The sequence below is a fragment of the Rhodococcus indonesiensis genome (genome assembly GCF_047782815.1).
Classification (GTDB): Bacteria; Actinomycetota; Actinomycetes; order Mycobacteriales; family Mycobacteriaceae; genus Rhodococcus; species Rhodococcus indonesiensis.
This window is the reverse complement of the sequence record NZ_CP180630.1, coordinates 1454449-1477768: the sequence shown is the minus strand read 5'-3', so window position 1 is coordinate 1477768 and position 23320 is coordinate 1454449. Positions and strand designations below refer to the sequence as shown.

Sequence of the window (23320 nt, the reverse complement as noted above, 5' to 3'; positions counted from 1 at the left end):
GCCGGTACGTCCTTTGGGCTGCGGGGACAGCCCAAAGGACGCACCGGTGGCTAGGCGCCGAAGCGGCGGTGCCGCGCCGCGAAGTCGCGCAGGGCGCGCAGGAAGTCGACGCGACGGAACTCCGGCCAGTAGGCCTCGGTGAACCAGATCTCGGAGTACGCGCTCTGCCACAGCAGGAAGCCCGAGAGCCGTTGCTCGCCGGAGGTCCGGATCACGAGGTCGGGGTCGGGCTGTCCCGAGGTGTAGAGATGATCACTGATGGCCTCGACCGTGACGGCCTCGACCAGACCCTCGCCGTCGAGCCCCTCGCGCTGCTTGGCTCGCAGCAGGGCCTGCACGGCGTCGGCGATCTCCTGCCGGCCGCCGTAGCCTACCGCGACGTTGACGTGGGTGCCGGTGCGGCCCTGCGTGCGCTGTGCGGCCTCGCTCAGGCGTCGGCTCAGTTCGTCCGGCAGCAGGTCGAGCGTGCCGACGATCTTGACGCTCCAGTTCTGCTCCGGACCGGAGATCTCCTCGACGACGTCGGTGATGATCTCGAGGAGGGCCTCGAGCTCCTCGGGCTCACGCCGCAGGTTCTCCGTGGAGAGCAGGTAGATGGTGGCCCGCTCGATGCCGGCGGCATCGCACCAGCTGAGCAGTTCGGCGATCTTGAGGGCACCCATCCGGTGTCCGTGACTGACGTCGGTGAACCCGTTCTCGCGGGCCCAGCGACGGTTGCCGTCGCACATCACGGCGACGTGCCGGGGGTGCGGCGCGCCGTCCAGCTTGCTCAGCAGCCGTCGTTCGTAGAGCTGATACAGCAGGCCGCGCGCGTTCACCCCGAGATCACCACGCGGGTCACATTACGCTCACGGTGGCCTCGGGTCGCGGCGGCGGTCGGGTGCGGCCTCCGAGTGTGACTCCTCCCATCCCGGGGTCCGGCTACGGCAGGCAAGTTACGGAAGCGTAGGTTACTCTTCGGTATCGAAGGGAGGCCCGGCGATGACGGTATTCGGGATCGACGAACTGCCCGTGAAACCGCGGATGCGCGGCTGGATCCATCTGTGGGCATTCGGTGTGGCCGTGGTGGCCGGCACCGCGCTGGTGGTCCTGTCGCAGACCGTGGCCGATCCACCCGCGGGCTGGTCGACGGTGATCTACAGCCTCACCGTCTGCGGCGTGTTCGGCGTGAGCGCCCTCTACCACCGGGTCCACTGGCACGACCCGCGAGCGCGCACGTGGATGAAACGCGCGGACCATTCGATGATCTTCCTGTTCATCGCCGGTAGCTACACCCCGTTCGCCACGCTGGCACTGCCCCCGGAAACCGGTCGCATGCTGCTGACGGTGGTGTGGACCGGGGCCCTCGCCGGCGTGGCCCTGAAGATGCTCTGGCCCACCGCGCCACGCTGGGTGGGCGTCCCGCTGTACCTGCTGCTCGGCTGGGCGATCGTCCCCGTCGCCGGCCAGCTGATCGACGAGGCGGGCATCGTCCCCATGGTGCTGCTGCTGGTCGGGGGAATCCTCTACAGCATCGGCGCGATCCTCTATGCCACGAAGTGGCCCGACCCGTGGCCGCACGTCTTCGGCTACCACGAGTTCTTCCATGCGGCGACGGTGCTCGCCGCCCTCTGCCATGCCGTCGCCGTGTGGCTGGTGGTGTTCGGGTAAACCCGATCGGACGAAGATCACATCGGTGGCAGCCACGTCACGGATCCGTAGACTCGGCCGGGATGATTGTTCAGCGACTGGCATTCGAATTGACCGACACCAACCGTGAGTGGCTCGTCGAGCGGCCGCTGGCGATCGCGGGATACGTCCTGGTGGCGCTCATCCTGAGGTTCGTGCTGCACCGGTTCATCGACCGGATGACGAAGCCGCGGCACCAGAGCAGCAAGCCCGGCCTGCTCCGCCCCTTCCAGGAACGCGCCCCGAAGGGCCTGCCGGGTGTGCTGGTCAACGAGCGGCGCACGCAGCGCGCCGAGACGATCGGCTCGGTGCTCAAGTCCGGTGTCTCCGTCGTGCTGCTCGTCTGGTGCGTCCTGCAGATACTGGGCACCCTCGGACTGAACGTCGCACCGTTCATCGCGTCCGCCGGCATCGTCGGCGTGGCCCTCGGTTTCGGTGCGCAGAACCTGGTGCGTGACTTCATCTCCGGAATGTTCATGCTGCTCGAGGACCAGTACGGCGTCGGCGACGTCGTCGACCTGGGCGACGCGGTCGGCACCGTGGAATCGGTCGGCCTGCGGGTCACCACCGTCCGCGACATCAGCGGCACCCTCTGGTACTGCCGCAACGGCGAGATCCTGCGCGTGGGCAACATGAGCCAGGGTTACGCCGTCGCCGTCGTCGACGCCCCCATCGCCCACGCCGCCAACGTCCACCGGGCGTGCGAGGTGGCGCTGCGCGCCGCGCTCGAGACGGTCGAACGCGACGACCTGGCCCGCGACGTCCTCGAGCCGCCCGAGATGCTCGGCGTCAACTCCGTCACCCCCGAATCGGTGACGCTGCGGATCACGGTGCGCACCCGTGCCGGCAAGCAGTGGGCCGTGCAGCGCGCGATCGCCCGCGCCGTGCTCGAGGCGTTCGACGACAACAGCATCGATGCTCCCCTGCCGGCTCTGCTGGCCTCGTCCCGCGCCGACTGAGATCCCGATCGCTCACGCCGAGAGCGCCGCACGCAGTTCGGCCGCCGTCGTGACGGGCCGGTCGCACACGTATCGGCGGCACACGTAGGCTGCCGGGCGTCCGTCGACCAGCGGTCGGCCGGCCAGCAACGGTGACGAGTCCGGGTCCCCGCCGACCACGACGGCGCCGCCGGGAGCTGCCTGCCGCGCGACGGTGAGCAGCTCGCCGCCGCCGACCGTCGCCACCTGGACGGGTCCGCGCACCGCCGCCTCGGCGACGGCGAGCCAGTGTCCGGCCGAGCGCGGCGCCCGTTCGAGCAGCACCACCGCCGACCGCAGCGACGCGTCCGCCACGTCCGCGTACCGCGGGTCCTCGGGCACCACCGCGGCGAGGGTGAGCAGGGCCTCGCAGATCAGCGCCGCCCCCGACGGGGTGGCGCCGTCGATCGGATCCCGCGGCCGCGCCACCAGGGTTTCGGCATCGTCGGCGGTGTCGAACCAGCTTCCGGGCCGTGCCGGATCCTGGAAGTGGTTCAGGGCGACGTCGGCGAGCTCCCGGGCCGGGTCGAGCCACGCGGCGTCGCCCGTCGCCTGGTACACCGCGAGCAGGGCGGTGACGAGGGCTCCGTAGTCCTCGAGCACGCCTGCCGGGACACCGACCGTGCCGCCGAGGGAGGCACGCCGGAGCCGTCCGTCCACCAGGTGCAGCTCGAGCAGTGTCCGCGCGCAGTCGACGGCCGCCTCGACCCAGTCGGCGCGGCCGAACGCGGCACCGGCCTCAGCCAGCGCGGTGATCGCGAAACCGTTCCACGCCGTGACGACCTTGTCGTCGCGGCCGGGCTGCGGACGCTGCAGCCGGGCGGCGAACAGCTCGGCCCGTACCCGCTCGTAGCGTTCGGCGTCGTCCGGTTCGGCGCGCAGCTGCAACACCGACGCGCCGTGTTCGAAGGTGCCGGCGTCGGTGACGGTGAACAGCTCGGCCGCCCACTGCGCATCGTCGTCACCGAGGACGTCGGCCAGTTGCCCGGGCGTCCACACGTAGGTCAGGCCCTCGACCCCGTCGGTGTCGGCGTCGAGCGCGGAGGCGAAGCACCGTCCGGCGGTGCGCAGGTCCCGCAGCAGGAACTCGACGGTCTCCTCGGTGACCCGTCGCGCCCAGGGCGCCGCTGTCCGACGCGCGAGATGCGCGTACATCCGCAGCAGCAGCGCGTTGTCGTAGAGCATCTTCTCGAAGTGCGGAACCACCCACCCGGCGTCGACGCTGTAGCGGGCGAAACCCCCGGCCAGCTGGTCGTAGATGCCACCGCGCGCCATCGCCTCGGCAGTCCGTTCGACGAGGGACAGCACGGCCGGGTTCCCGCTGCGCTCGTATCCGCGCAACAGGCCCTCGAGCAGCGCGGACGGCGGAAACTTCGGGGCGCCTCCGAACCCGCCGTGCACCGCGTCCTCGTCGGCGGCGACGGAGGCGTCGGCGGCGTCGAGCAGCGCGGCGTCCACCGGCCGCTCGCCGGGCGCGAGGCCGCCGCTGCCGCGGCGCAGTTCCGAGACGATCGCGACGGCGGAGCGGTGCACGTCGGCGCGACGGTTGCGCCAGGTCTCGGCGATCGCCTCGAGCAGCTGGGTGAACGACGGCATCCCGCCGCGCGGCAGCTTCGGGTAGTAGGTGCCGCAGTAGAACGGAGCGCCGTCCGGGGTGAGGAAGCACGTCATCGGCCAGCCGCCCTGCCCGGTCATCGCGACGGTGGCGTTCATGTAGATCGCGTCGATGTCCGGGCGTTCCTCCCGGTCCACCTTGATGCACACGAAGTGCTCGTTCATCAGCGCTGCGGTGGCCTCGTCCTCGAACGACTCGTGTGCCATCACGTGGCACCAGTGGCACGCCGCATACCCCACGGAGAGCAGGACCGGCACGTCCCGCTCGCGGGCCCAGGTCAGCGCCTCCTCGCCCCATTGGTGCCAGTGCACGGGGTTGTCGGCATGCTGCCGCAGGTAGGGGCTGGTCGCCTCACCGAGAGTGTTCCGGTGACGGGTCTCGGGCGCCGCGGGCTCCGGGGGTGTCACGACGCGTCCGTCAGTTCGCGGCCATCGGGGGCTGGGGGTGGTCGGGCCTGTGGTTCTGCGCGGCTCCGCGAGGGTTCTGCGCGGCTCCGCGAGGGTTTTCCGCCGCCCCGCGATCGGTCCCCTCGTCGGCGGCCTGGTCCGGCTCCGGATGCTCGGGTTCGAACGTCTCGGGCAGTTTGCCGAGCCGCTTGTTCATCGAGCGGATCAGCAGGGCGGTCGCCACGAGCAGGATCACGATCAGTGCGAGACCGAGCGGCGACGCCTTGCCGAATTCGGGGCCGGTGGGGTCCTGGGCCAGGACCTCGGCCGCCAGCATGCCTACCGTCATCTCACCTGTCCGTCCTCGATGCCCGCGAACAGATCCGTTTCGGGGATCGCCGTGTGCACGCGGGTCTTGGCCAACTCGAATTCTTCCGTCGGCCACACCTTCTGCTGGATGTCCAGCGGCACGGCGAAGAAGGAGCCGTTGGGATCGATCTGCGTCGCATGGGCGCGCAGCGCGTCGTCACGCTTGGGGAAGTAGTCGCTGCAGGTGATCTGCGTGGTCACCCGCGCCATGATGTCGCCCTGCTCGGTGCGCCACCGCTTGAGCCACTCCTCCATCGGGAACGGCTCGCCCCGCCGCTCGTACTCCTCGCGGAACAGCTCGAGGCGCTTGCGGATGAACCCGTGCGAGTAGTACAGCTTCTGCACCTTCCACGCCGGTCCGGCCTCGGGGAAGCGGTCGGGGTCGCCGGCCGCTTCGTACGCCGCGACGGAGACCTCGTGGCACCGGATGTGGTCGGGGTGCGGGTAGCCGCCGTTCTCGTCGTAGGTGGTCATCACGTGCGGCCGGAACTCCCGGATCACCTCGACGAGCTTGCGGGTGGGTTCCTCGAGGGGCACCAGCGCGAAGCAGCCCTCGGGCAGCGGGGGCTTCGGGTCACCCTCCGGCAGCCCCGAGTCGACGAACCCGAGCCACCGCTGCTGCACCCCCAGGATGCGGGCGGCCTCGGCCATCTCCTCGCGCCGGACCTCGGGCATGCGGTCCCGGATCCCGGGGATGTCCATCGCGGGGTTGAGGATGTCGCCGCGTTCACCCCCGGTCAGGGTGACCACCAGCACCTCGTGCCCTTCCGCGGCATAGCGGGCCGTCGTGGCGGCACCCTTGCTCGACTCGTCATCGGGATGGGCATGCACGGCCATGAGCCGTAGTCCGCTCACGTCTTTCCTCCACCTCGCCGTCGGCTGCATCGTCGCTACCCGGACCACCGGCACTGCGGGCCGGCGTCCTGGGTTCCTCCCCTATAGTTCCACCTGACACGTCCCTCGTCAGCCACGCCCCCGCTGGGCCCGCGGGTGCACGAAAGTAAGTGTGATGACCGACACCACCCCGACCGACCGCTACCCGACCGGCCGCTACCCGGCGACGGGCGGGTCCCGCCGCACCTGGCTGTGGGCACTGGTCGCCGTCGGGCTCGTCGCCGGGGTGCTCGCGGCGTTCCTGCTCTACCAGAAGTTCGGCACCCCGGACATCGAGAGCGAGGTCGTCACCTACACCGTCGTCGACGACTCGACCGTGCAGGTGCAGTTCACCGTGACGCGGAAGGACCCTTCGCAGGAGGCGGTGTGCATCATCCGCTCGCGGTCGAAGGACGGATCCGAGACGGGCCGGCGCGAGGTGCTGATCCCGTCGTCCGAATCCGGCACCCTGCTGATGGACGCTCCGGTGATCACGTCGCAGCGGCCGGGCATGGCGGACATGTACGGCTGCAGCTTCGACGTGCCCGAATACCTGCGCGCGCACTGACCGCACGCTGCGGATTCCGTGGTCGCGACCACGTTGGTGCTAGAATTGCCTGATACACGGTTCCACCCTTTGGGGCCGTGTATTGCTGCATAGGAAGCAGTGCGGTCCTGTTCGCCACTGGCTTGGGGGGAACGTTCGAGGGATCCGCGTTGCCGTCGTCGCTGCGAGTTGCGGCGACCAGTCGACGGAGCCGGGAGCTCCAACCCGAAGGAAGTGATCGAGGATGACCGAGACCCAGGTGACCTGGCTGACACAGGAGTCGTACGACCGACTCAAGGCAGAACTCGACCAGCTCATCGCGAATCGTCCCGTCATCGCGGCCGAGATCAACGAGCGCCGCGAGGAGGGCGACCTCAAGGAGAACGGTGGATACCACGCCGCTCGCGAGGAGCAGGGTCAGCAAGAGGCCCGGATTCGTCAGCTGCAGGAACTGCTGAACAACGCGAAGGTCGGTGTCGCGCCCACGCAGTCCGGCGTCGCGCTGCCCGGCTCGGTCGTCACGGTCTACTACGACGGCGACGAAAGCGACAAGGAGACGTTCCTCATCGCCACCCGCGAGGAGGGCGCCCGGGGCAACGAGATCGAGATCTACTCCCCCAGCTCCCCGCTGGGCGGTGCCCTGATCGACGCGAAGGTCGGCGAGACCCGCGAGTACACGCTTCCCAACGGCAGCACCATGAAGGTGACGCTCGTCAGCGCGGAGCCGTACCACAGCTGATCGGCGGCGAGCCGTCGCGCGGCTCGACCGACACGCGAGAAGGGTCCGACCGGAGGCACCGGTCGGACCCTTCTCGCGTACAGCACCTCAGATCAGACGGCGGGCCTTCATGCCGGGGAAGACCGCGCCGACGCGCACCACGTCTCCGAACGTCGGGGCATGCACCATCTGGCCGCCGCCGATGTAGATGCCCACGTGCCCGGGCCCGTCGGACTGCCAGTTGCCGAACACCAGATCCCCCGGCCGGGCCAGCTCGATCGGGATCTCGGTGCCGACCCGCCACTGCGTCTGCGACGTACGCGGCAGCGTCATCCCCGTCGCCGCGTACACCGCGTACGACGTCAGGCCCGAACAGTCGAACCCGCCGCCGGAGGGACCGTTGATGTTGCCGCCGCCCCACACGTACGGCAGCCCCAGGTACCGGAACGCCAGATCCACTACCCGGTTACCGGTCTCGGTCATCCCCGGCAGCCCGAGCCCGAAGAACGGTGAGAGCAGCCGCGCGAACACCATCTCGGTCGCCCGGATCTTCGCCACGTACGGCTTGGTCTGGTTCTCGTAGTCCGGCAGGCCGGACGGCATGCCCCCGGATCGGCGCACGGCCCCGAGGCCCGCGTTGTACGCCGCGAGCGTGAGGTCGAGGGTGTCGCCGCGCACCACCCCCTGTGCCTTCCACTGCTCGATCTGCCGGTAGTTGTCGCACAACAGATTCCCGGACGCCATCACCGGATCGGCGATGCCGAGCACGTCGGCCCGCCCGTCCCCGTCGGCGTCCTTGCCATAGGCATCCCAGGTACCCGGCATGAACTGCCCCGGCCCCTTCGCGCCCACCGGCGAGACCGGAGCGCTCGGTCCGTACCGGAATCCGTTCTCCGCCGAATACAACGCCGCCAGCACCGGCGCCCCGACGCCCTCGCACAACTTCCCGGCCTTGCGCAGCCACGGCGCGAACACCGCGATCGCCCCGATCGGCGCCAGGTTCGTGCCCGGCAGGATCGCCGGGATCGACGGCAACGTCACCGCCGCACCGCCGGTTCCCACCCCGCCCGGTGCCGACCCCCACGCACCGCTGCCCGTCACAGCGCCGGGGGCGGGGGCGCCGAACACCGACGGCCGTCCCGCCGGCGCGGCCGGGGCCAGCACCGACGGCGCCTGTTCGAGCACGGCCTGCACCGGATTCTCGGCCGGCGGTTCGAGTACCGCGGCCGCCTCCGGCGGCAGATGCGGCATCAACGCGTCCTTCGCGGCCGAGGTCGTATCCGCCACGGCCTGCTCGGCGGCCGGGCGCATCGGTTCGGGCAGCGCCGCGACGAGGTCGGTGACCTGCTGATCCGTGGCCGAGGCAACGGCTTCGGCGGATGCCTGGAACGACTCGATGACCTGCGTCACCTGTTCCTGAAGATGCTCCGGGATGTCCGCTCCCTGTACCAGGGCACTCGCCGCAGTGGCTACCGCCACAATCACCGCCGACGGGTCAACTGACATTCGCGAACTCCCCATCCCTTGACGAACGACTTCACCGTACTGTGTGATCTCGATCACCGATGCGGTTCGTTACATCCATATCATATATATGCGAGAACGCGTTCTAGTTCTTGCCCTGTGACGCGCCACACACGGGACTTGAAGTTACAGCAACACGGACGGCGCCGCTCGCGCACGGACGCGCGAGCGGCATCCGGGTCAGGCCGTGAGCGCCTGCTCCACGTCCGCGACGAGGTCGGCGGCATCCTCGATACCCACCGACAGGCGCACCAGATCGTCCGGAACCTCGAGCAGCGACCCCGCCGTCGAGGCGTGCGTCATCGCGCCCGGGTGCTCGATCAGCGACTCGACACCCCCGAGGGACTCCGCGAGGGTGAAGATCTCGGTGCGTGCGCAGAAGTCGAGGGCGGCCTGCTTGCCCCCGGCCAGACGCAGCGAGATCATGCCGCCGAACCGGCGCATCTGCTTCGAGGCGACGGCGTGATCCGGGTGCGACTCGTGGCCGGGGTAGATCACCCGGGTGACGGCGGGATGCCCGTCGAGCAGCTCGACGATCTTCTCGGCGTTGTCGCTGTGCCGTTCCATGCGCAGGGCCAGCGTCTTGATGCCGCGCATCGTCAGGTACGCGTCGAACGGACCCGGGACGGCGCCTGCGCCGTTCTGCAGGAACGCGAACTTCGCGTCCAACTCCTCGTCGTTCGTCACCAGCGCACCACCGACGACGTCGGAGTGGCCGCCGAGGTACTTGGTGGTCGAGTGCAGCGCGACGTCGGCACCCAGGGTGAGCGGCTGCTGCAGGTACGGCGACGCGAACGTGTTGTCGACGACGATCTTCGCCCCACCGCTGTGCGCGACGTCGGCGAGTGCCGCGATGTCGCCGATGTTGAGCAGGGGGTTCGTCGGGGTTTCGACCCACACCAGCTTGGTGGTGGGCCGCATCGCCTCGCGCACGGCGTCGACGTCGGAGATCGGCGCCGGCGTGTACTCGATGCCCCACTGCGTGAACACCTTGTCGATCAGCCGGAAGGTGCCACCGTAAGCGTCGTTGGGGATGACGAGATGATCCCCGGGACGCAGCACCGAACGCAGCAGGCAGTCGGTGGCGGCCATCCCGGAACTGAAGGCCCGGCCGAACGTTCCCGCCTCGATGGCGGCGAGATTCGCCTCGAGCGGCTTGCGAGTGGGGTTGCCGGTGCGGGCGTACTCGAAGCCGCCGCGCATCCCACCGACGCCGTCCTGCGCGAACGTCGAACTCGCATAGATGGGGACGTTGACGGCACCGGTGGCCGGGTCGGGATCGTATCCGGCGTGGATCGCTCGGGTGGAGAATCCGTGGCTGCGCTGCTCACTCATGCGGCTCAGCCTAGCCGCGGGACGGAAGGACGGCGGGCCGGGGAAGGCTCCCCGGCCCGCCGCCGCAGCCGTTACGAACCGGCGCTGATGAACCCGAGCAGGTCGTGGCGGGTGATCACGCCCACGGGCTTGCCGTCGTCGATGACCAGCAGCGCGTCGGTATCGCCGAACGCCTTCGTGGCGGCGGCGATCGACTCGCCGACCCCGATCAGCGGCAGGGTCGGGCTCATGTGCTTCGCGACCGGGTCGGCCAGCCGCGCGCGGCCCTCGAAGACGGCGCTGAGCAGTTCCCGCTCGCTGACGCTGCCCGCGACCTCACCGGCGGTGACGGGCGGCTCGGCGCCCACGACCGGCATCTGCGAGACACCGTATTCGCGCAGGATCTCGATGGCGTCGCGGACCGTCTCGGACGGATGCGTGTGCACCAGCGCGGGCAGCTCGCCGGACTTGCTGCGCAGGACGTCGCCGACGGTCGAATCGTCGGGCTTGCCGTCGAGCGGGGCCCGCAGGAAGCCGTACGAGGCCATCCACTTGTCGTTGAAGATCTTCGACATGTAGCCGCGGCCACCGTCGGGCAGCAGCACCACGACGAGGGCGTCCGGCCCCTCACGCTCGGCGACCCGCAGGGCGGCGACGACGGCCATGCCGCACGACCCGCCGACGAGCAGGCCCTCCTCGCGGGCGAGCCGGCGGGTCATGTCGAACGAGTCGGCGTCGGAGACGGCGATGATCTCGTCGGGGATCGACGGGTCGTAGGCGCTGGGCCAGAAGTCCTCGCCGACGCCCTCGACGAGGTACGGACGGCCGGTGCCGCCGGAGTACACGGAGCCCTCCGGGTCGGCGCCGATCACCTTGACCTTGCCGCCCGAGACCTCCTTGAGGTAGCGGCCGGTGCCGGTGATGGTGCCACCGGTGCCGACGCCGGCGACGAAATGGGTCACCTTGCCGTCCGTGTCGCGCCAGATCTCCGGGCCGGTGGTCTCGTAGTGGCTCTCCGGACCGGCCGGGTTGGAGTACTGGTCCGGCTTCCAGCCACCCGGCAGTTCACGGGCGAGACGATCGGAGACGGTGTAGTAGCTGTCGGGGTGCTCCGGGGGCACCGCGGTCGGGCACACCACGACCTCGGCACCGTACGCGCGCAGCACGTTGCGCTTGTCCTCGCTGACCTTGTCGGGGCACACGAACACGCACTTGTAGCCGCGCTGCTGGGCGACGAGCGCGAGACCGATTCCGGTGTTGCCGGACGTCGGTTCGACGATGGTGCCGCCCGGCTTCAGTGCACCGGACTTCTCGGCGGCATCGACCATCTTGACGGCGATGCGGTCCTTCGAGCTGCCGCCCGGGTTGAGGTACTCGATCTTTGCCGCGACCACGCCCGAACCCGGTGTCGTCACCGAGTTGAGCTTGACCAGCGGGGTGTTTCCGATGAGGTCGACGACGGAATCCGCGATGCGCATTCCTCCATGGTCTCAGATGCCGGTACCCGACGGCGTTCCGGCTGCTCGAGCGGCGGATTCGACGCACACTGGACACGGCAACCTCAGGGCCGTCCGCAACTCCAGGGCCGTCTGCTCGGAAAGGTGATCTCCCGTGCCCCGAACCTCGTGGCGCACCGCGGCGTTGGCCGGCGCGACGGCCGTCGCCGCCGGCTCCGGCGCCGGCGGCGCCTCCTGGCTCACGTACACGTACCTGATGCGCCAGGCGACGGTAGCGAGAGGTGTCATCGGCCGTACCTGGGCGAAGCCGCCCGAGGCGGACGGGGTGTACCTGCCCGGAGCGCAGTCCCCGGTGCCGTGGCGCCGCGGCGTGCCGTTCGACCTGCACCTGATGATCTTCGGGGATTCGACGGCGGCCGGCCTGGGCTGCGCGAGCGCGGCGGAGGTGCCGGGAGTGCTGCTGGCCAGGGCGCTGGCCGACGAGTCGGGCCGCAGCGTCCGGCTCGGTACGAAGGCCATCGCCGGCGCCACGTCGCGGGGACTGGCCGGGCAGGTCGACGCGATGTACGTGGCGGGTCCGCCGCCCGACGCGGCCGTGATCCTGGTCGGGGCCAACGACGTGACCGCGAAACTGTCGCTGCACCGCTCGGCACAGCGACTGGGCTCGGCGGTGCGGCGTCTGCGCACGAGCGGCGCCGTCGTCGTCGTCGGTACGTGTCCCGATCTGGGGGTGGTCGGTGCGATTCCCCAGCCGCTGCGCACCGTGGTACGGACGTGGGGGCGGCAACTGGCCCGCGCGCAGGCCGCGGCGACGCGCGCGGCCGGGGGGCATCCCGTGCCGCTGGCCGACCTGCTGACGCCCGAGTTCCTGTCCGCGCCCGACCACCTGTTCTCCGCGGACGGATTTCATCCCTCGGCCGCGGGATACGAGCTCGCGGCCGGTCACCTGCTGCCGGTGCTGGCCGCCGGGCTCGACCTCTGGTCCGGTGGTCCGGTGCCGGTGCCGCCGCAGACGTCGGCGGTCGCGCGCCTGTGGCTGCCCCGGACACGCCGCGGGCCCCGGGAACGGGTGTTCCCGGGGCCCGCGGTCGGCACGGTGGCCGGAGAGCTGGGCTAGTCGTTCTGGAAGTACGACAGCAGGCGCAGGATCTCGATGTACAGCCAGACCAGGGTGACGGTCAGACCGAAGGCGACGCCCCACGCGGCCTTCTCCGGCGCCTGGGCGCGGATGAGCTGATCGGCGGCGTCGAAGTCCAGCAGGAAGCTGAACGCGGCGATGCCGATGCAGACGAGGCTGAAGACGATCGCCAGGGTGCCGCCGTCGCGCAGGCCGAGGCCGCCGTCGATGAAGAAGCTCGCGACGAGGTTGCCCAGCGCCAGGACGAGGACGCCGATCAGGGCGCCGATGATCATGCGGGTCAGGCGCGGGGTCACGCGGATCGCCCCGGTGCGGTAGACGACGAGCATGCCGAAGAACACGCCGAACGTGCCGAGCACCGCCTGGACGATCAGGGTTCCGCCACCGGCGCCACCGAAGGTGATGTCGGTGAACATGAACGAGAGCGCGCCGAGGAAGAAGCCCTCGGCGACGGCATAGGCCAGGACGATGGCCGGGTTGTCCATCTTGCGGCCGAAGGTGGCCACGAGGACCAGGACCAGGCCGATGAGACCGCCGCCGATGACGAACGGCGCGGCGAGGTTCACGTTGCCGTTGACGAGGACGTAGGAGATCAGCGCCGAGATCGCCAGCACACCGAGGGTGATGCCGGTCTTGGTGACGACGTCGTCGATCGTCATCGACCGCTCGGTCGTGGGCCGGGCCCACGGATCCGTCGGCGCGTACTGCGGCTGGCCGAATTGCTGAGTGACCTGCGCGGCGCCCGCCGTCGCAGAGCCGAACGTGGCGTATCCGCCGCCCTCTTGCTTGGGCAGGTTGCGGAACACCGGGTTACTGGTGGTGCGCACCGTGCACATCCCTTCTGGTGGTCGGTTCTGTCCGTTCAACGATCCGCGGACGCCGGGGGTTCCCGGACCCGAGCCGAGCACGGACAAACCGGACTCTACCGGGTGCGCACGGACCTGGTCACGGTGAACTTACGGTTGCGTCCTGCAACTTCCGTGCGGCCGATCGTCCGCTGCAGGATCCCACGGTAGTTCAGGTGGGTGTTGTAGACGGCCCACAGTTCACCGCCCGGACGCAGCAGCCGGGCCGCCGCGTCGAACATTTTCACGGCGGCACCGGTGTGCACCGCGGCGCCGACGTGGAACGGCGGATTGCACAGCACCACGTCCACGGAGGCATCCGGCAGCGTCCCGGCGACGTCGTCGCGCAGTACCTCGACCCGGTCGGCGACGTCGTTCGCGGCGGCGGTGGCGGCGGCCGAGGCGACCGCCGCAGCGGACTGGTCGGTGGCGGTCACCCGCAGGCCGGGGAACTGCCGGGCCGCGGCGACGGCCAGGATGCCCGTGCCGCAGCCGAGGTCGACGGCGGTCCTCGCGTCACGCGGCAGCCGGGGCACGAAGTCCAGCAGGAAGCGGGTGCCGATGTCCAGGCGAGGGCCGGCGAACGCCGCTCCGTGCGCGACGACGGTCAGCCCGGCCTCGGGCACCGTGCCGGTCACCGGGTAGGTCGGCTCGGTCGCGATCGGGTCGCGGGCGGTGAGCACCCGCGACTTCTGCCGGCCGCGGGAGGCGCGTACCTCCGTGAAGCAGCGGGCCAATACCTCGTTCATCGCGGGCGTGATGTGTTTGTCGCGGCCACCGGCGAACACCGTGACGCCGGGGTCGGCGTACCGGGCGACGGTCTCGGCGATCTCGGTGAGCGCGGCGAGCGACCGCGGCAACTGCAGCAGCACCACCCGGGCCCCGGTGAGCAGATCGCTACCGAGGTCGTGCGTGGTGTAACGATCGGTCAGTCCTTCGCGGGCGGCGTTCGCGGCCAGGGCCCGCTCCCCCACCACCGAGTCCTGGTGAACCCGGATCCCCGACGCGGAGTGCCGCACGGCGACGCCGAGGGTGAGGGCTCCGTAGTGGTCGTCGATCACCGCGACGGTCCCGGCCGGCGCCGCGGCGAGCGCGGCGCCGGCCTCGTCGAGAATCAACCTGTCGGCGGCGTCGACGGCCACCAGATTGGGCGCCTCCACGTCGGGGAGGCGCCGCAACCGGGCGAACAGCTCGTCGCCGGCAGCGGGGTCGCCGGTCAGCACTGCCCCTTGCCGGCGTTCTCGATGGCGCGCAGGGTGTCGGCCTGCTGCTCCTCGCTCAGCTCCGCCCACCCCGGCAGCGACTTCTGCGCGTCGGCGACGGAGGCGGCGGCCTGGGTGCGGTCCTGCCCCCAGGATTCGAGCTGGTCGAAGTACGGCACCATGGCACTGCAGATCTCGTCGTAGCTCTGGCCCAGCTCGATGCCGGTGCTTCCGGTGACCTGGCTCGTGCTCGGCGCGGCGGTGGTGGACTCGGTGGTCCCCTCGGCTGCGGAGCCGGAGTCACCGGACGATCCGCAGGCCGCCGCGAGCAGCACCGCACCCGTACCGAACAGCGCCGCGAGAGTCTTCTTCATCGTTTCCCAATTCCGATCGCAGTGTCGTTTCCCGGAAGATCCGGCCGTCGTTGCCGGGAGCCCCGGCCGGACAACGGTAATGGAGAACCGGCGATCCATCCGTGTCGTGCCCGCCACACCCGGGACTATCCTGGAGGAATCCACGTGAGGTGAGTGCCCCGATGGCCGAGAACGATCCCCTCGCCACCCAGCGAGCCACGGTCTCCCACGCCGCCGCGGCGGAGGACGAGACCGTCGAGGATCTGCGCCTCGCGGGGTTCGCCGACGCAACCGAGATCGGCCGTGGTGGTTTCGGGGTGGTGTACCGGTGCCTGGAGACGGCGCTCGAGCGCACCGTCGCGGTGAAGGTGCTCACCGCACCGCTCGACGCCGACAACCTCGACCGGTTCCTCCGCGAGCAACGCGCGATGGGCCGGCTCTCCGGGCACCCGCACATCGTCACCGTCCTGCAGGTCGGCACCACCGGCAGCGGCCGGCCCTACCTGGTCATGCACTACCACCCCCACGACTCGCTCGAGGCGCGCATCCGCCGCTACGGGCCGCTGCCGTGGCCGGACGTGCTGCGCATCGGCGTCAAACTCGCCGGCGCGCTCGAGACGGCGCACCGGACCGACGTACTGCACCGCGACGTCAAACCCGCGAACATCCTGCTCACCCAGTACGGCGAACCGCAGCTCACCGACTTCGGCATCGCCCGAATCGCGGACGGCTTCCGCACCTCGTCGGGCGCGATCACGGGCTCCCCCGCCTTCACCGCGCCCGAGATCCTGGCCGGCGCGCCGCCGACCCCGGCCGCCGACGTCTACGGTCTGGCCGCCACCCTGTTCTGCGCACTGACCGGGCATGCGGCCTTCGAGCGGCGACGCGGGGAACAAGTGGTCACGCAGTTCCTGCGGATCACCACCGAACCGGTCCCGGACCTGCGGGGCACCGGTGTCCCCGAGGAGGTGTGCTCTGCCCTGGAATGCGGCATGGCCACCGATCCGGATGCCCGTCCGCAGTCCGCCGCGGAGTTCGGGGAGTTGCTGCAGCGGGCCCAGGAGCGGGGCGGCTGCGACGTGGACGAAATGGCGCTGCCCGCGGATCCGGACGGACCCGGGCCGCTGCCCGTCCCGGGAACCCCGCACACCACCGGGCCCCACCTGACGCCCACCGCGATCGCCACGCCGCCGGTGCCGGTGACCCGGTTCCGGCCGCACGCCGCCAGCCGACCGCTGGTCCCGCGCACCCACCTCATCGACCGGCTGCGCCTCGCCCGCCGCCGCCGTCTCGTCGCGATCCATGCCCCGACCGGATTCGGGAAGTCGACGCTGGCCGCACAGTGGCGGGAGGTCCTCACCGCCGAGGGCGTCGCGGTGGCCTGGCTCGCGGTCGACCGGGACGACAACGACGTGGTGTGGTTCCTCACCCATCTGATCGAGGCGTTCCGGCAGGTGCGTCCGCAGTTCGCCCGCCAGCTGCGGCAGGTGCTCGAGGCCCACGGCGACGACGCCGAACGGTACGTCCTGTCCACCCTCATCGACGAGATCCATCACGAGGAGACCCCGATGGCCTTGGTGATCGAGGACTGGCACCTCGTCACCGCACCGGGAACCGTCGCGGCACTGGACTTCCTCCTCGACCGAGGATGTCATCACCTGCAGCTCGTGGTGACCAGCCGAAGCCGGGCCGGGCTGCCGCTCAGCCGGATGCGGGTCCTCGACGAGCTCGTCGAGATCGACTCGGACGCTTTGCGGTTCGACGCCGAGGAAGCCGAGGGCTTCCTACGCGACGTGAGCGGCCTCGACCTCGGACTCGAGGACATCCGGGGCCTGACCGAAGTCACCGACGGCTGGGTCGCCGCGCTGCAACTGGTGTCCCTGTCCCTGCGCGACAGCGAGGACCCGACCGATCTGATCGAGAACCTCTCGGGCCGCCACCACGCCATCGGCGAGTTCCTCGCAGACAACGTGCTCGACACCCTCGAGCCGGAGGTGTACGAGTTCCTGCTCGCGACGTCCGTCACCGAGGAGATCACCGGCAGCCTCGCCACCGCGCTCACCGGCGACCTGCACGGACAGGCGATGCTCGAGCAGATCGAGGCCCGGGATCTGTTCCTGCGCCGGGTCGACGACGAGGGCAGCTGGTTCCGCTACCACCGGCTGTTCGCGGATTTCCTGCGGCGCCGGCTCGAGCGTGATCATCCCGAACGCGTGGAGCCGCTCCATCGTGCCGCTGCGCAATGGTTCGCACACCAGCACATGCTGCGCGAGGCCGTGGACCATGCGCTCAGCGCCGACGACCAGGAACTCGCCGTCGACATCATCGCCGCCGACGGGATGTTCCTGATCGAGCACTCCCACATGACGACTCTGCTGGCGCTGGTCGCGAAGCTACCGCCCCGCGTGGTGGCCACGCACCCGCGGCTGCAGATGACGGTGGCGTGGGCGAACGCGTTGCTGCAGCGGGCCGACCAGACCCGCACCGCACTCGACGCGGCGCGGGGATGTTTCAGCTGCTGCAATGCGGCGGCGGAGGACATCGCGGTTCTGCAGGTCGAGGCCGATGTCGTCGAGGGTGTCGTCGCAGTCTCCACCGACCGCATCGCCGACGTGGCGGACAAGGTCGCGCCGTGCCTGGACGATCCGGACGCCTTCCGGCCGTGGGTGGTGTCCGTCGCGGCGAACGTGGCGACCTTCGTGGACATCTACCGGTTCGACTTCGAGTCCGCCCGGCGACGGCAGCGGTGGGCCGAGCCGTACCACCGTGCCTCCAACGGCCCGTTCAGCCGAGTGTACGGGCAGTGCCTGCTCGGCATCGCGGCCAACGAGCAGCTCGACATCGCCGCGGCCGAGGGACATTTCCGTGCGGGACTGCGGACCGCGCGCAAAGTGGGCGGCATCCACACCCACGCCGCGCGGCTGGCCGCCGCCATGCTCGGGGAGCTGCTCTACGAACAGGGCCGAATCACCGAGGCCGAGGCCTTGCTCGACGAAAGTCACGAGCTCGGAACCGAGGGCGGCGTACCGGACTTCATGATCGCCCGGTTCGTCACGGCCGCGCGGCTCAAGGCGCTGCGCGGTGACCGCGTCGCCGCGGCGGCACTGCTCGACGAGGGAGCGCGGGCCGCCGACGACTATCGGCTGCCGCGACTGCGTGCCCGGGTGATCAACGAACGCGTGCGGCTCGGCCTGCCGGGGCCGCAGCCCGCCCCGCGACAGATGCCCGATTCCGATGCCCCCGACCCCGACGGCGTCGCGGAGATCACCGCTCAGGTGGAGGACGCCACCGCCATCCGGCTGCTCTACGGCAGCGGCAGGCCCGAGGACGCCGCCGAGGCATGCGAGTGGGCCCGGCTGTGGCACCGCCGCGTCTCCGGACGCGGCCGCCATCGCGCCGAACTGCAGGCGGCGCGGCTGCTGGTGGCGTGCCTGCACGCCGCCGGACGGATCGAGGAGGCCCAGCACGTGCTCGCCCCCGCCGTAGCGACGTGCGGGCGCCTGGGCATGCTCCGCTACCTCGTCGACGGCGGAGTTCATGTGGTGCCGCTCCTGCCCCTGCTGCGCGATCGGCTGCGCACCCTGTTGTGGCCCCCGGACTGGCCGGCCGTGGACGAGGCCTTCCTCGACGAGATGGTGCGGCTGGCGGAGGCGGGCGGCGCGCGCGTCGCGCTGTGAGCCCGGGTCGGCCCGGGGTAGGGCAGACTGCGAGCGTGACCGCTGCCGTCCCCGACCACGTCCGCACCAGGCTCTGGCGCGACGGACGGCTCGTCGCCGAGAACTACCCGCTGGCGGACGTCTCCGACTACCTCCGGGACGAGACCGCCCTGGTGTGGGTGGATCTGCACGATCCGACGCACCGCGAGCTGACCGACATCGCGGAGGAGCTGGCATTCGATCCGCACGCCGTCGAGGACGTGGTGGCGCACGGGGAACGCACGAAAGTCACCCGCTACTCCACGCACACCTTCCTGACCGTCTACGCCACGTCGCTGGCGTACGGGAGCGAGCCGGCCGACACGCTCGGGTCCCGGCTCGAGACCACGCGGGTCTCGGTGTTCGTGGTCCCACGCGGCCTGGTCACGGTGCACCGGGGTACCGGATTCGACGTCGAGGAGATGGTGCGGCGCTGGGACGACAACGCCGACCTGCTGCGGCACGGCACCGCCGCGCTGCTGCACGGGCTGCTCGACGTCGTCGTCGACGGCCAGTTCGAGGCCATCCAGGGCCTCGACGACGCGATCGAGGAACTCGAGGACGGGCTGTTCGACGAGCGTGCGCACATACGCTCGCTCCAGCGTCGCACCTACCGGGTACGCAAGGAACTCGTCCAGTTGCGCCGTGTCGTCCTGCCGATGCGCGAGGTGGTCGCCGCGGTGATGCGGCACCGGGCCGAGCGGGGCAACTCCGTCGAACTCGACGGCTGGTACAGCGACCTGTACGACCACGTCATCCGCGCGACGGAATGGACCGAATCCCTGCGTGACATGGTCACCACGGTCTTCGAAACGAACCTGTCGCTGCAGGACGCGCAGCTGAACACGGTGATGAAGAAGCTCACGGGGTGGGCCGCGATCATCGCCGTGCCCACCGCGGTGACAGGGTGGTACGGACAGAACGTGCCGTACCCCGGCTTCGGGCAGTGGAGCGGGGTGCTGTCGAGCACCGCGGTCATCGCCGCGTCCGCGGGAACCCTCTACATCGTGTTCAAGCAACGCAACTGGTTGTGACGGACGCCGGGTACGGCACGTGTCTGCTCGGCTACGTGGTTCCTTCGGAGTCGTCGAAGAACCGCCAGTCGTCGTCGCCCTCGACCCTGACCTCCATACGCCAGCCCAGTTCGCTGTTGTCGGCCTTGGAGTCCACGAACCAGGCGTGCGCGTCGTCCGCGCTCTCGATGTCCTTGGTCGCCACCACTTCGCCCTTGGGGTCGATCACTCGGTATGTAGCCATGCCGGGGGCTTTCCCCGGCGATCCGGCACTCAAACCCGAGCCCCCAGGATTGGCATGGCCGGGGCCGGGGTATCCGGGGATGGAAGTGACCACGGACGAAGGAGGATGAAGTGGCTGATTTCATCGACAAGGCCAAGCACAAGGCCGAGGACGTCACCGGTCAGGCCAAGGAAGGCGCCGGCCGCGCGACCGGCGACCGCGACCTCGAGGCCGAGGGCCGGGGCGACCAGGCGTCGAGCGGTCTGAAGCAGGCGGGCGACAAGATCTCCGATGCCGCCGGCAAGGTCAAGGACTCGTTCAAGAAGTAGCGCCGCGGCGCGCAAGCACGCGCGTGGCCCCGTCGACCCCGTCGACGGGGCCACGGCTCGTTTCCGGGGCCGTCAGCGTCCCTCCCCCGGCCGTGCCTGCTCCCCGGAGGTCGCGTTGCCGTACTGCTCCTTCGACAGCGGAATCTGCGTTCGACCGGGTTCCGGTGAGAGGTCGTCGCGCGGCCCGGCCAGCGGCGCGTACTCGTGCAGTTCCCGGGGGCCCTGGTCGAGCCGGAACGGCGGGTACTCGTCGCGCAGCAGCGCCGCGTAGGCCCACACCCGGAAACGCCAGCGGTTGATGCCCACGACGAGATCGAACACCCCGCTCGGGTAGCGGGCGGTGAACAGCAGGGCGATCGCCGCGACGAGCACGAGAATGCCGAGCAGGGACCACGAGTAGGTCCACGCCGCGTCGTCCCAGTCGCCTGAGGTCGCGGTGGCCCCGCCTCCGACGAGCACGGCGAGGATCAGGTAGTGCGGGACGGCGAGCAGCCACCACTTGACCAGCACCAGTCCCCGGGAGAGACGTTCCGGATAGGGGACGTCGAAGTCGGCGGGGTAGTCCGTGCGATGCAGGCTGAAGGGCGGATACCGGTCGGTGCCCAGCGCCGAGTAGGTGTAGAACCCCACCCGCCACCACCACCGCATCACGCCGACGTTGAAGTCGAACAGCGCCCGCGGGTAGCGGCCGGTGAACAGGATCGCGAAGCCCGCGACGACGGTCGTGACGAAGTGCGCGATCGCGAGGAAGAAGAGCACGATGTAGTGCGGGATCGCCAAGAGCCACTTCACGAGCCACAGCCAGCGCGACGGCGAGTCCGGGTCGCCGCGCAACATCACCGGGTAGGTGCCCGGGGCGACGGCGGCCGGCGGCGGAGCGTGCGCCGAGGGCGGACCGTGCCGGCCGAGCCCCACCGCGCCGAGGACGAGCAGCGGAACCCCGATCACGAGCAGGACGAGAGCACTGACGAGCAGCCACAGCGCGAGGGGTCCCAGGAACGGGAACTGGGCGCCCGCCTGCAGGTCCACGACGACGCCCGGGGTGGCGTCGGCGTTCATCACGACGATCGACCACACCCCTTCCTGGAAGTCCCAGCGCAATTCCTGTGTCCCGGGTCCGGCAGCCGACGCGGCCCAGAAGTCCTCGTCACCGGGAACCTGGGCGGGGTCGTCGCCGGGGATCTCGCGGTACTCGGCGCGGAACGGCTCGAACCGGACGTCGGTGAGTTCGGCGTGTGCGACCCCGGACAGGAAGGCGTCGACCTCCCGCTGCGGGCCGATGCCGACGAACACCGGCTGTCCGGGATCCTCCGATGCCGCACGCAATCTGAGCCGGCCGAAGTCCTCGGCGCCGAAACCGGTGGGCGTGTCGTCGAAGACCAGGTCGATGCGTTCGGAGACGAGGGCGCTCGAGTCGGTGCGGAAACGCTCGGTCGGAGCGGTGAACCAGCCGTCGTCGCGCTGGACGAAGTACCCCCAGCCGAGCACCCCGGCGGCGGCGAGCAGGGCCAGTCCGAGCATCGACAGCAGAACACCCACCACGAACATGACGATCTTGCCGGCCTTCATAGCGGCCTCCGATTCGGAGTGTCGTACACGCGGTCCGAACTCACCGTAGACGCGACCGAACAGGACGAACAAGACTTTGCCCCACCTCGCCGCGCCGCACCCAGCGACACGTCACGCACCGGTTCCGTGCGCGTAACGCATCGGCCATCCAGCGGCGTGTAGGGTGAGGGCATCGACGACACGTCTCGGTCGATCGCTTCCGGTCGGGCGAGTACAGCGTGATTTCGGTCGAGCACCACCCACCGAGCCCTGCCCCGGAACTGCCGTACCCGCATACCGGGTGCGGGTGTAGCGGCGGCAGCGTCGGGGTACCACAGCTACGCCGCCCGACACGGCTCGCCGGCCCGAAAGGACATCATGCACAACGAAACCGAGTTCCAGACGCCGCTCTTCGTCGAGCCCACCACTCCCGGCGACGAGGGCAGCACCGAGCCCGTCGCGACCTCGCAGCCGCCGAGCGGCCCGTACGACTACAACGCCATCTTCTCCGCCCGGGCCTGATCGCCGTCCGCGTCGTTCCGCACTGCGGGAAATCGGTTTCGGACTGCGGGATGACGTGCCCGCCAGACGATCCCGGCGCCGCCCTCGCAACGGATGCCCCGTGCGGCCGGACCGCCGCCCGGTCGCGTACAGTGGACCACGGCCGGAGGGGAAGACCCGGCCACGCGAACGCCCCGGCTCCGTGCCGGGGCGTTCGTCATTCCGGGCGATGCCCGGAACGACGATTGGAACCGGCCGGGAACGGGAACGCACCCTGTGGGTCGCCCCACGACCCGTTCCCGACCGGAAGGATTGATCATGACCGAGGTGCTGTTCGTCGTGACAGGAGCCGATCACTGGACGCTCGCCGACGGTACGCAACACCCGACGGGATTCTGGGCCGAGGAACTGATCGAGCCGTACCGGGTGTTCACCGATGCCGGCTTCCGTCTCACGTTCGCCACGCCGGGCGGCCGCAGCCCGGTCGTGGACGAGGCCAGCCTCGCACCCGACGCCGCCGGCGGCGAGGACCGCAGTGACGAGCTGCGGCGGACCCTCACTGAGCTGAAGCCGGTCCTCGACTCGCCCGCCGTACTCGAGGACGTGCGCGCCGAGGACTACGACCTCGTGTTCGTCCCGGGCGGGCACGGCCCGATGGAGGACCTCGCCGTGTCCGAACCGTTCGGCAGGCTGCTCGCGGAGTTCATGGCCGCCGGCAAGCTCGTCTCCGTCGTATGCCATGCTCCCGCAGCGTTGTTGCCCGCACGAGGTGCCGAGGGCGGCTGGCTCTTCGACGGGTACCGGATGACCGGCTTCACCAACGAGGAGGAGACGCAGGCCGGGCTCGCCGAGAAGGCGCCGTGGCTGCTCGAGGACCGCCTCCGCGAGAGCGGCGCCCGATTCGACGCGGGACCGGCATGGGAATCACACGTGGTCGTCGACCGCAGCCTCTACACCGGGCAGAACCCGGCGTCGTCGCGCGCGGTGGCCGAGCGAGTGGTCGAGGCGACGAAGAGTTAGCCCGT

General features: G+C 70.3%; 22 protein-coding genes. 10 read left to right on the top strand and 12 right to left on the bottom strand.

Features of this window, described 5'->3' with window-relative positions; all coding sequences use genetic code 11:
* Positions 1 to 50: 50 nt before the first annotated feature.
* Complete coding sequence (locus tag ACM26Y_RS07020; protein WP_003935078.1) at positions 51 to 818, bottom strand: isoprenyl transferase; 768 nt, start codon at positions 816 to 818, stop codon at positions 51 to 53.
* A 163-nt stretch (positions 819 to 981) separates the two neighbouring features.
* Here ACM26Y_RS07020 and trhA point away from each other — a divergent pair, with 163 nt between their 5' ends.
* Both trhA and ACM26Y_RS07010 read left to right on the top strand, forming a co-directional pair.
* On the top strand, positions 982 to 1650 hold the full coding sequence (gene trhA, locus ACM26Y_RS07015) for a PAQR family membrane homeostasis protein TrhA (RefSeq protein WP_416063015.1): 669 nt from the start codon (positions 982 to 984) through the stop codon (positions 1648 to 1650).
* Positions 1651 to 1712: 62 nt separating this feature from the next.
* Complete coding sequence (locus ACM26Y_RS07010) at positions 1713 to 2627, top strand: mechanosensitive ion channel family protein (RefSeq protein WP_203011513.1); 915 nt, start codon at positions 1713 to 1715, stop codon at positions 2625 to 2627.
* 12 nt (positions 2628 to 2639) lie between these two features.
* Here ACM26Y_RS07010 and ACM26Y_RS07005 read toward each other — a convergent pair whose 3' ends face one another.
* Genes ACM26Y_RS07005 through mca form a run of 3 tightly spaced genes read right to left on the bottom strand, consistent with a single transcriptional unit; the run spans position 2640 to position 5870 of the window.
* The gene (locus ACM26Y_RS07005; RefSeq protein ID WP_416063014.1) at positions 2640 to 4667 is read right to left on the bottom strand and encodes a thioredoxin domain-containing protein; all 2028 of its coding nucleotides are present in this window, start codon (positions 4665 to 4667) and stop codon (positions 2640 to 2642) included.
* A gap of 10 nt (positions 4668 to 4677) precedes the next feature.
* Positions 4678 to 4995, bottom strand: a complete 318-nt coding sequence (locus tag ACM26Y_RS07000; RefSeq protein ID WP_289379894.1) for a hypothetical protein — start codon at positions 4993 to 4995, stop codon at positions 4678 to 4680.
* Complete coding sequence (gene mca, locus ACM26Y_RS06995) at positions 4992 to 5870, bottom strand: mycothiol conjugate amidase Mca (protein WP_003935083.1); 879 nt, start codon at positions 5868 to 5870, stop codon at positions 4992 to 4994. Before mca ends, ACM26Y_RS07000 begins: the two co-directional genes overlap by 4 nt.
* A 154-nt stretch (positions 5871 to 6024) precedes the next feature.
* On the opposite strand from mca, the gene ACM26Y_RS06990 reads away from it, so the two are divergent.
* Together ACM26Y_RS06990 and greA are read left to right on the top strand one after the other, a co-directional pair.
* Positions 6025 to 6456, top strand: a complete 432-nt coding sequence (locus tag ACM26Y_RS06990) for a DUF4307 domain-containing protein (RefSeq protein WP_416063013.1) — start codon at positions 6025 to 6027, stop codon at positions 6454 to 6456.
* A gap of 223 nt (positions 6457 to 6679) precedes the next feature.
* Positions 6680 to 7174 (top strand): transcription elongation factor GreA, encoded by a 495-nt coding sequence (gene greA, locus ACM26Y_RS06985; RefSeq protein ID WP_003935085.1) that lies wholly within the window; start codon positions 6680 to 6682, stop codon positions 7172 to 7174.
* Positions 7175 to 7261: 87 nt separating this feature from the next.
* On the opposite strand, the gene ACM26Y_RS06980 is transcribed toward greA, so the two are convergent.
* From ACM26Y_RS06980 to ACM26Y_RS06970, 3 genes are all read right to left on the bottom strand, one after another.
* Positions 7262 to 8659: a bifunctional lytic transglycosylase/C40 family peptidase gene (locus tag ACM26Y_RS06980; protein ID WP_040781413.1), complete on the bottom strand. Its 1398-nt coding sequence runs from the start codon at positions 8657 to 8659 to the stop codon at positions 7262 to 7264.
* A gap of 198 nt (positions 8660 to 8857) precedes the next feature.
* A complete protein-coding gene (locus ACM26Y_RS06975) occupies positions 8858 to 10012 on the bottom strand; it encodes a cystathionine gamma-synthase (protein WP_003935087.1) in 1155 nt (384 codons plus the stop codon).
* Positions 10013 to 10083: 71 nt separating this feature from the next.
* Positions 10084 to 11469: a cystathionine beta-synthase gene (locus tag ACM26Y_RS06970; RefSeq protein WP_040274555.1), complete on the bottom strand. Its 1386-nt coding sequence runs from the start codon at positions 11467 to 11469 to the stop codon at positions 10084 to 10086.
* A 133-nt stretch (positions 11470 to 11602) separates the two neighbouring features.
* Here ACM26Y_RS06970 and ACM26Y_RS06965 point away from each other — a divergent pair, with 133 nt between their 5' ends.
* Positions 11603 to 12565 carry an SGNH/GDSL hydrolase family protein gene (locus ACM26Y_RS06965; RefSeq protein ID WP_416063012.1) on the top strand — a complete coding sequence of 321 codons (963 nt, stop codon included), beginning with the start codon at positions 11603 to 11605 and terminating at the stop codon, positions 12563 to 12565.
* On the opposite strand, the gene ACM26Y_RS06960 is transcribed toward ACM26Y_RS06965, so the two are convergent.
* The 3 genes from ACM26Y_RS06960 to ACM26Y_RS06950 all read right to left on the bottom strand — a co-directional run bounded on the left by ACM26Y_RS06960 (position 12562) and on the right by ACM26Y_RS06950 (position 15007).
* On the bottom strand, positions 12562 to 13413 hold the full coding sequence (locus tag ACM26Y_RS06960; RefSeq protein WP_003935092.1) for a Bax inhibitor-1/YccA family membrane protein: 852 nt from the start codon (positions 13411 to 13413) through the stop codon (positions 12562 to 12564). The two genes, ACM26Y_RS06965 and ACM26Y_RS06960, sit on opposite strands and share 4 nt — an antisense overlap.
* Before the next feature lie 95 nt (positions 13414 to 13508).
* Entirely contained in the window at positions 13509 to 14654 is a 1146-nt protein-coding gene (locus ACM26Y_RS06955) for a class I SAM-dependent methyltransferase (RefSeq protein ID WP_416063011.1), read from the bottom strand.
* Positions 14648 to 15007 (bottom strand): hypothetical protein, encoded by a 360-nt coding sequence (locus ACM26Y_RS06950; protein ID WP_003935094.1) that lies wholly within the window; start codon positions 15005 to 15007, stop codon positions 14648 to 14650. The genes ACM26Y_RS06955 and ACM26Y_RS06950 overlap by 7 nt, the downstream gene beginning before the upstream one ends.
* A 161-nt stretch (positions 15008 to 15168) precedes the next feature.
* Between ACM26Y_RS06950 and ACM26Y_RS06945 the strand changes: the two genes are divergently transcribed.
* Entirely contained in the window at positions 15169 to 18663 is a 3495-nt protein-coding gene (locus tag ACM26Y_RS06945; protein ID WP_416063627.1) for a protein kinase domain-containing protein, read from the top strand.
* A 35-nt stretch (positions 18664 to 18698) separates the two neighbouring features.
* A complete protein-coding gene (locus tag ACM26Y_RS06940; protein WP_416063010.1) occupies positions 18699 to 19715 on the top strand; it encodes a magnesium transporter CorA family protein in 1017 nt (338 codons plus the stop codon).
* 31 nt (positions 19716 to 19746) lie between these two features.
* On the opposite strand, the gene ACM26Y_RS06935 is transcribed toward ACM26Y_RS06940, so the two are convergent.
* Complete coding sequence (locus tag ACM26Y_RS06935) at positions 19747 to 19938, bottom strand: hypothetical protein (protein WP_010592900.1); 192 nt, start codon at positions 19936 to 19938, stop codon at positions 19747 to 19749.
* 110 nt (positions 19939 to 20048) lie between these two features.
* Here ACM26Y_RS06935 and ACM26Y_RS06930 point away from each other — a divergent pair, with 110 nt between their 5' ends.
* Positions 20049 to 20246: a CsbD family protein gene (locus tag ACM26Y_RS06930; protein WP_003935098.1), complete on the top strand. Its 198-nt coding sequence runs from the start codon at positions 20049 to 20051 to the stop codon at positions 20244 to 20246.
* A gap of 72 nt (positions 20247 to 20318) precedes the next feature.
* Here the strand turns inward: ACM26Y_RS06930 and ACM26Y_RS06925 are convergent, their stop codons facing one another.
* A complete protein-coding gene (locus tag ACM26Y_RS06925; protein WP_210062651.1) occupies positions 20319 to 21815 on the bottom strand; it encodes a DUF4389 domain-containing protein in 1497 nt (498 codons plus the stop codon).
* A 357-nt stretch (positions 21816 to 22172) separates the two neighbouring features.
* Here ACM26Y_RS06925 and ACM26Y_RS06920 point away from each other — a divergent pair, with 357 nt between their 5' ends.
* Positions 22173 to 22316: a hypothetical protein gene (locus ACM26Y_RS06920; RefSeq protein WP_169833332.1), complete on the top strand. Its 144-nt coding sequence runs from the start codon at positions 22173 to 22175 to the stop codon at positions 22314 to 22316.
* A 297-nt stretch (positions 22317 to 22613) separates the two neighbouring features.
* Positions 22614 to 23315 carry a type 1 glutamine amidotransferase domain-containing protein gene (locus ACM26Y_RS06915; RefSeq protein WP_416063009.1) on the top strand — a complete coding sequence of 234 codons (702 nt, stop codon included), beginning with the start codon at positions 22614 to 22616 and terminating at the stop codon, positions 23313 to 23315.
* Positions 23316 to 23320 lie beyond the last annotated feature (5 nt).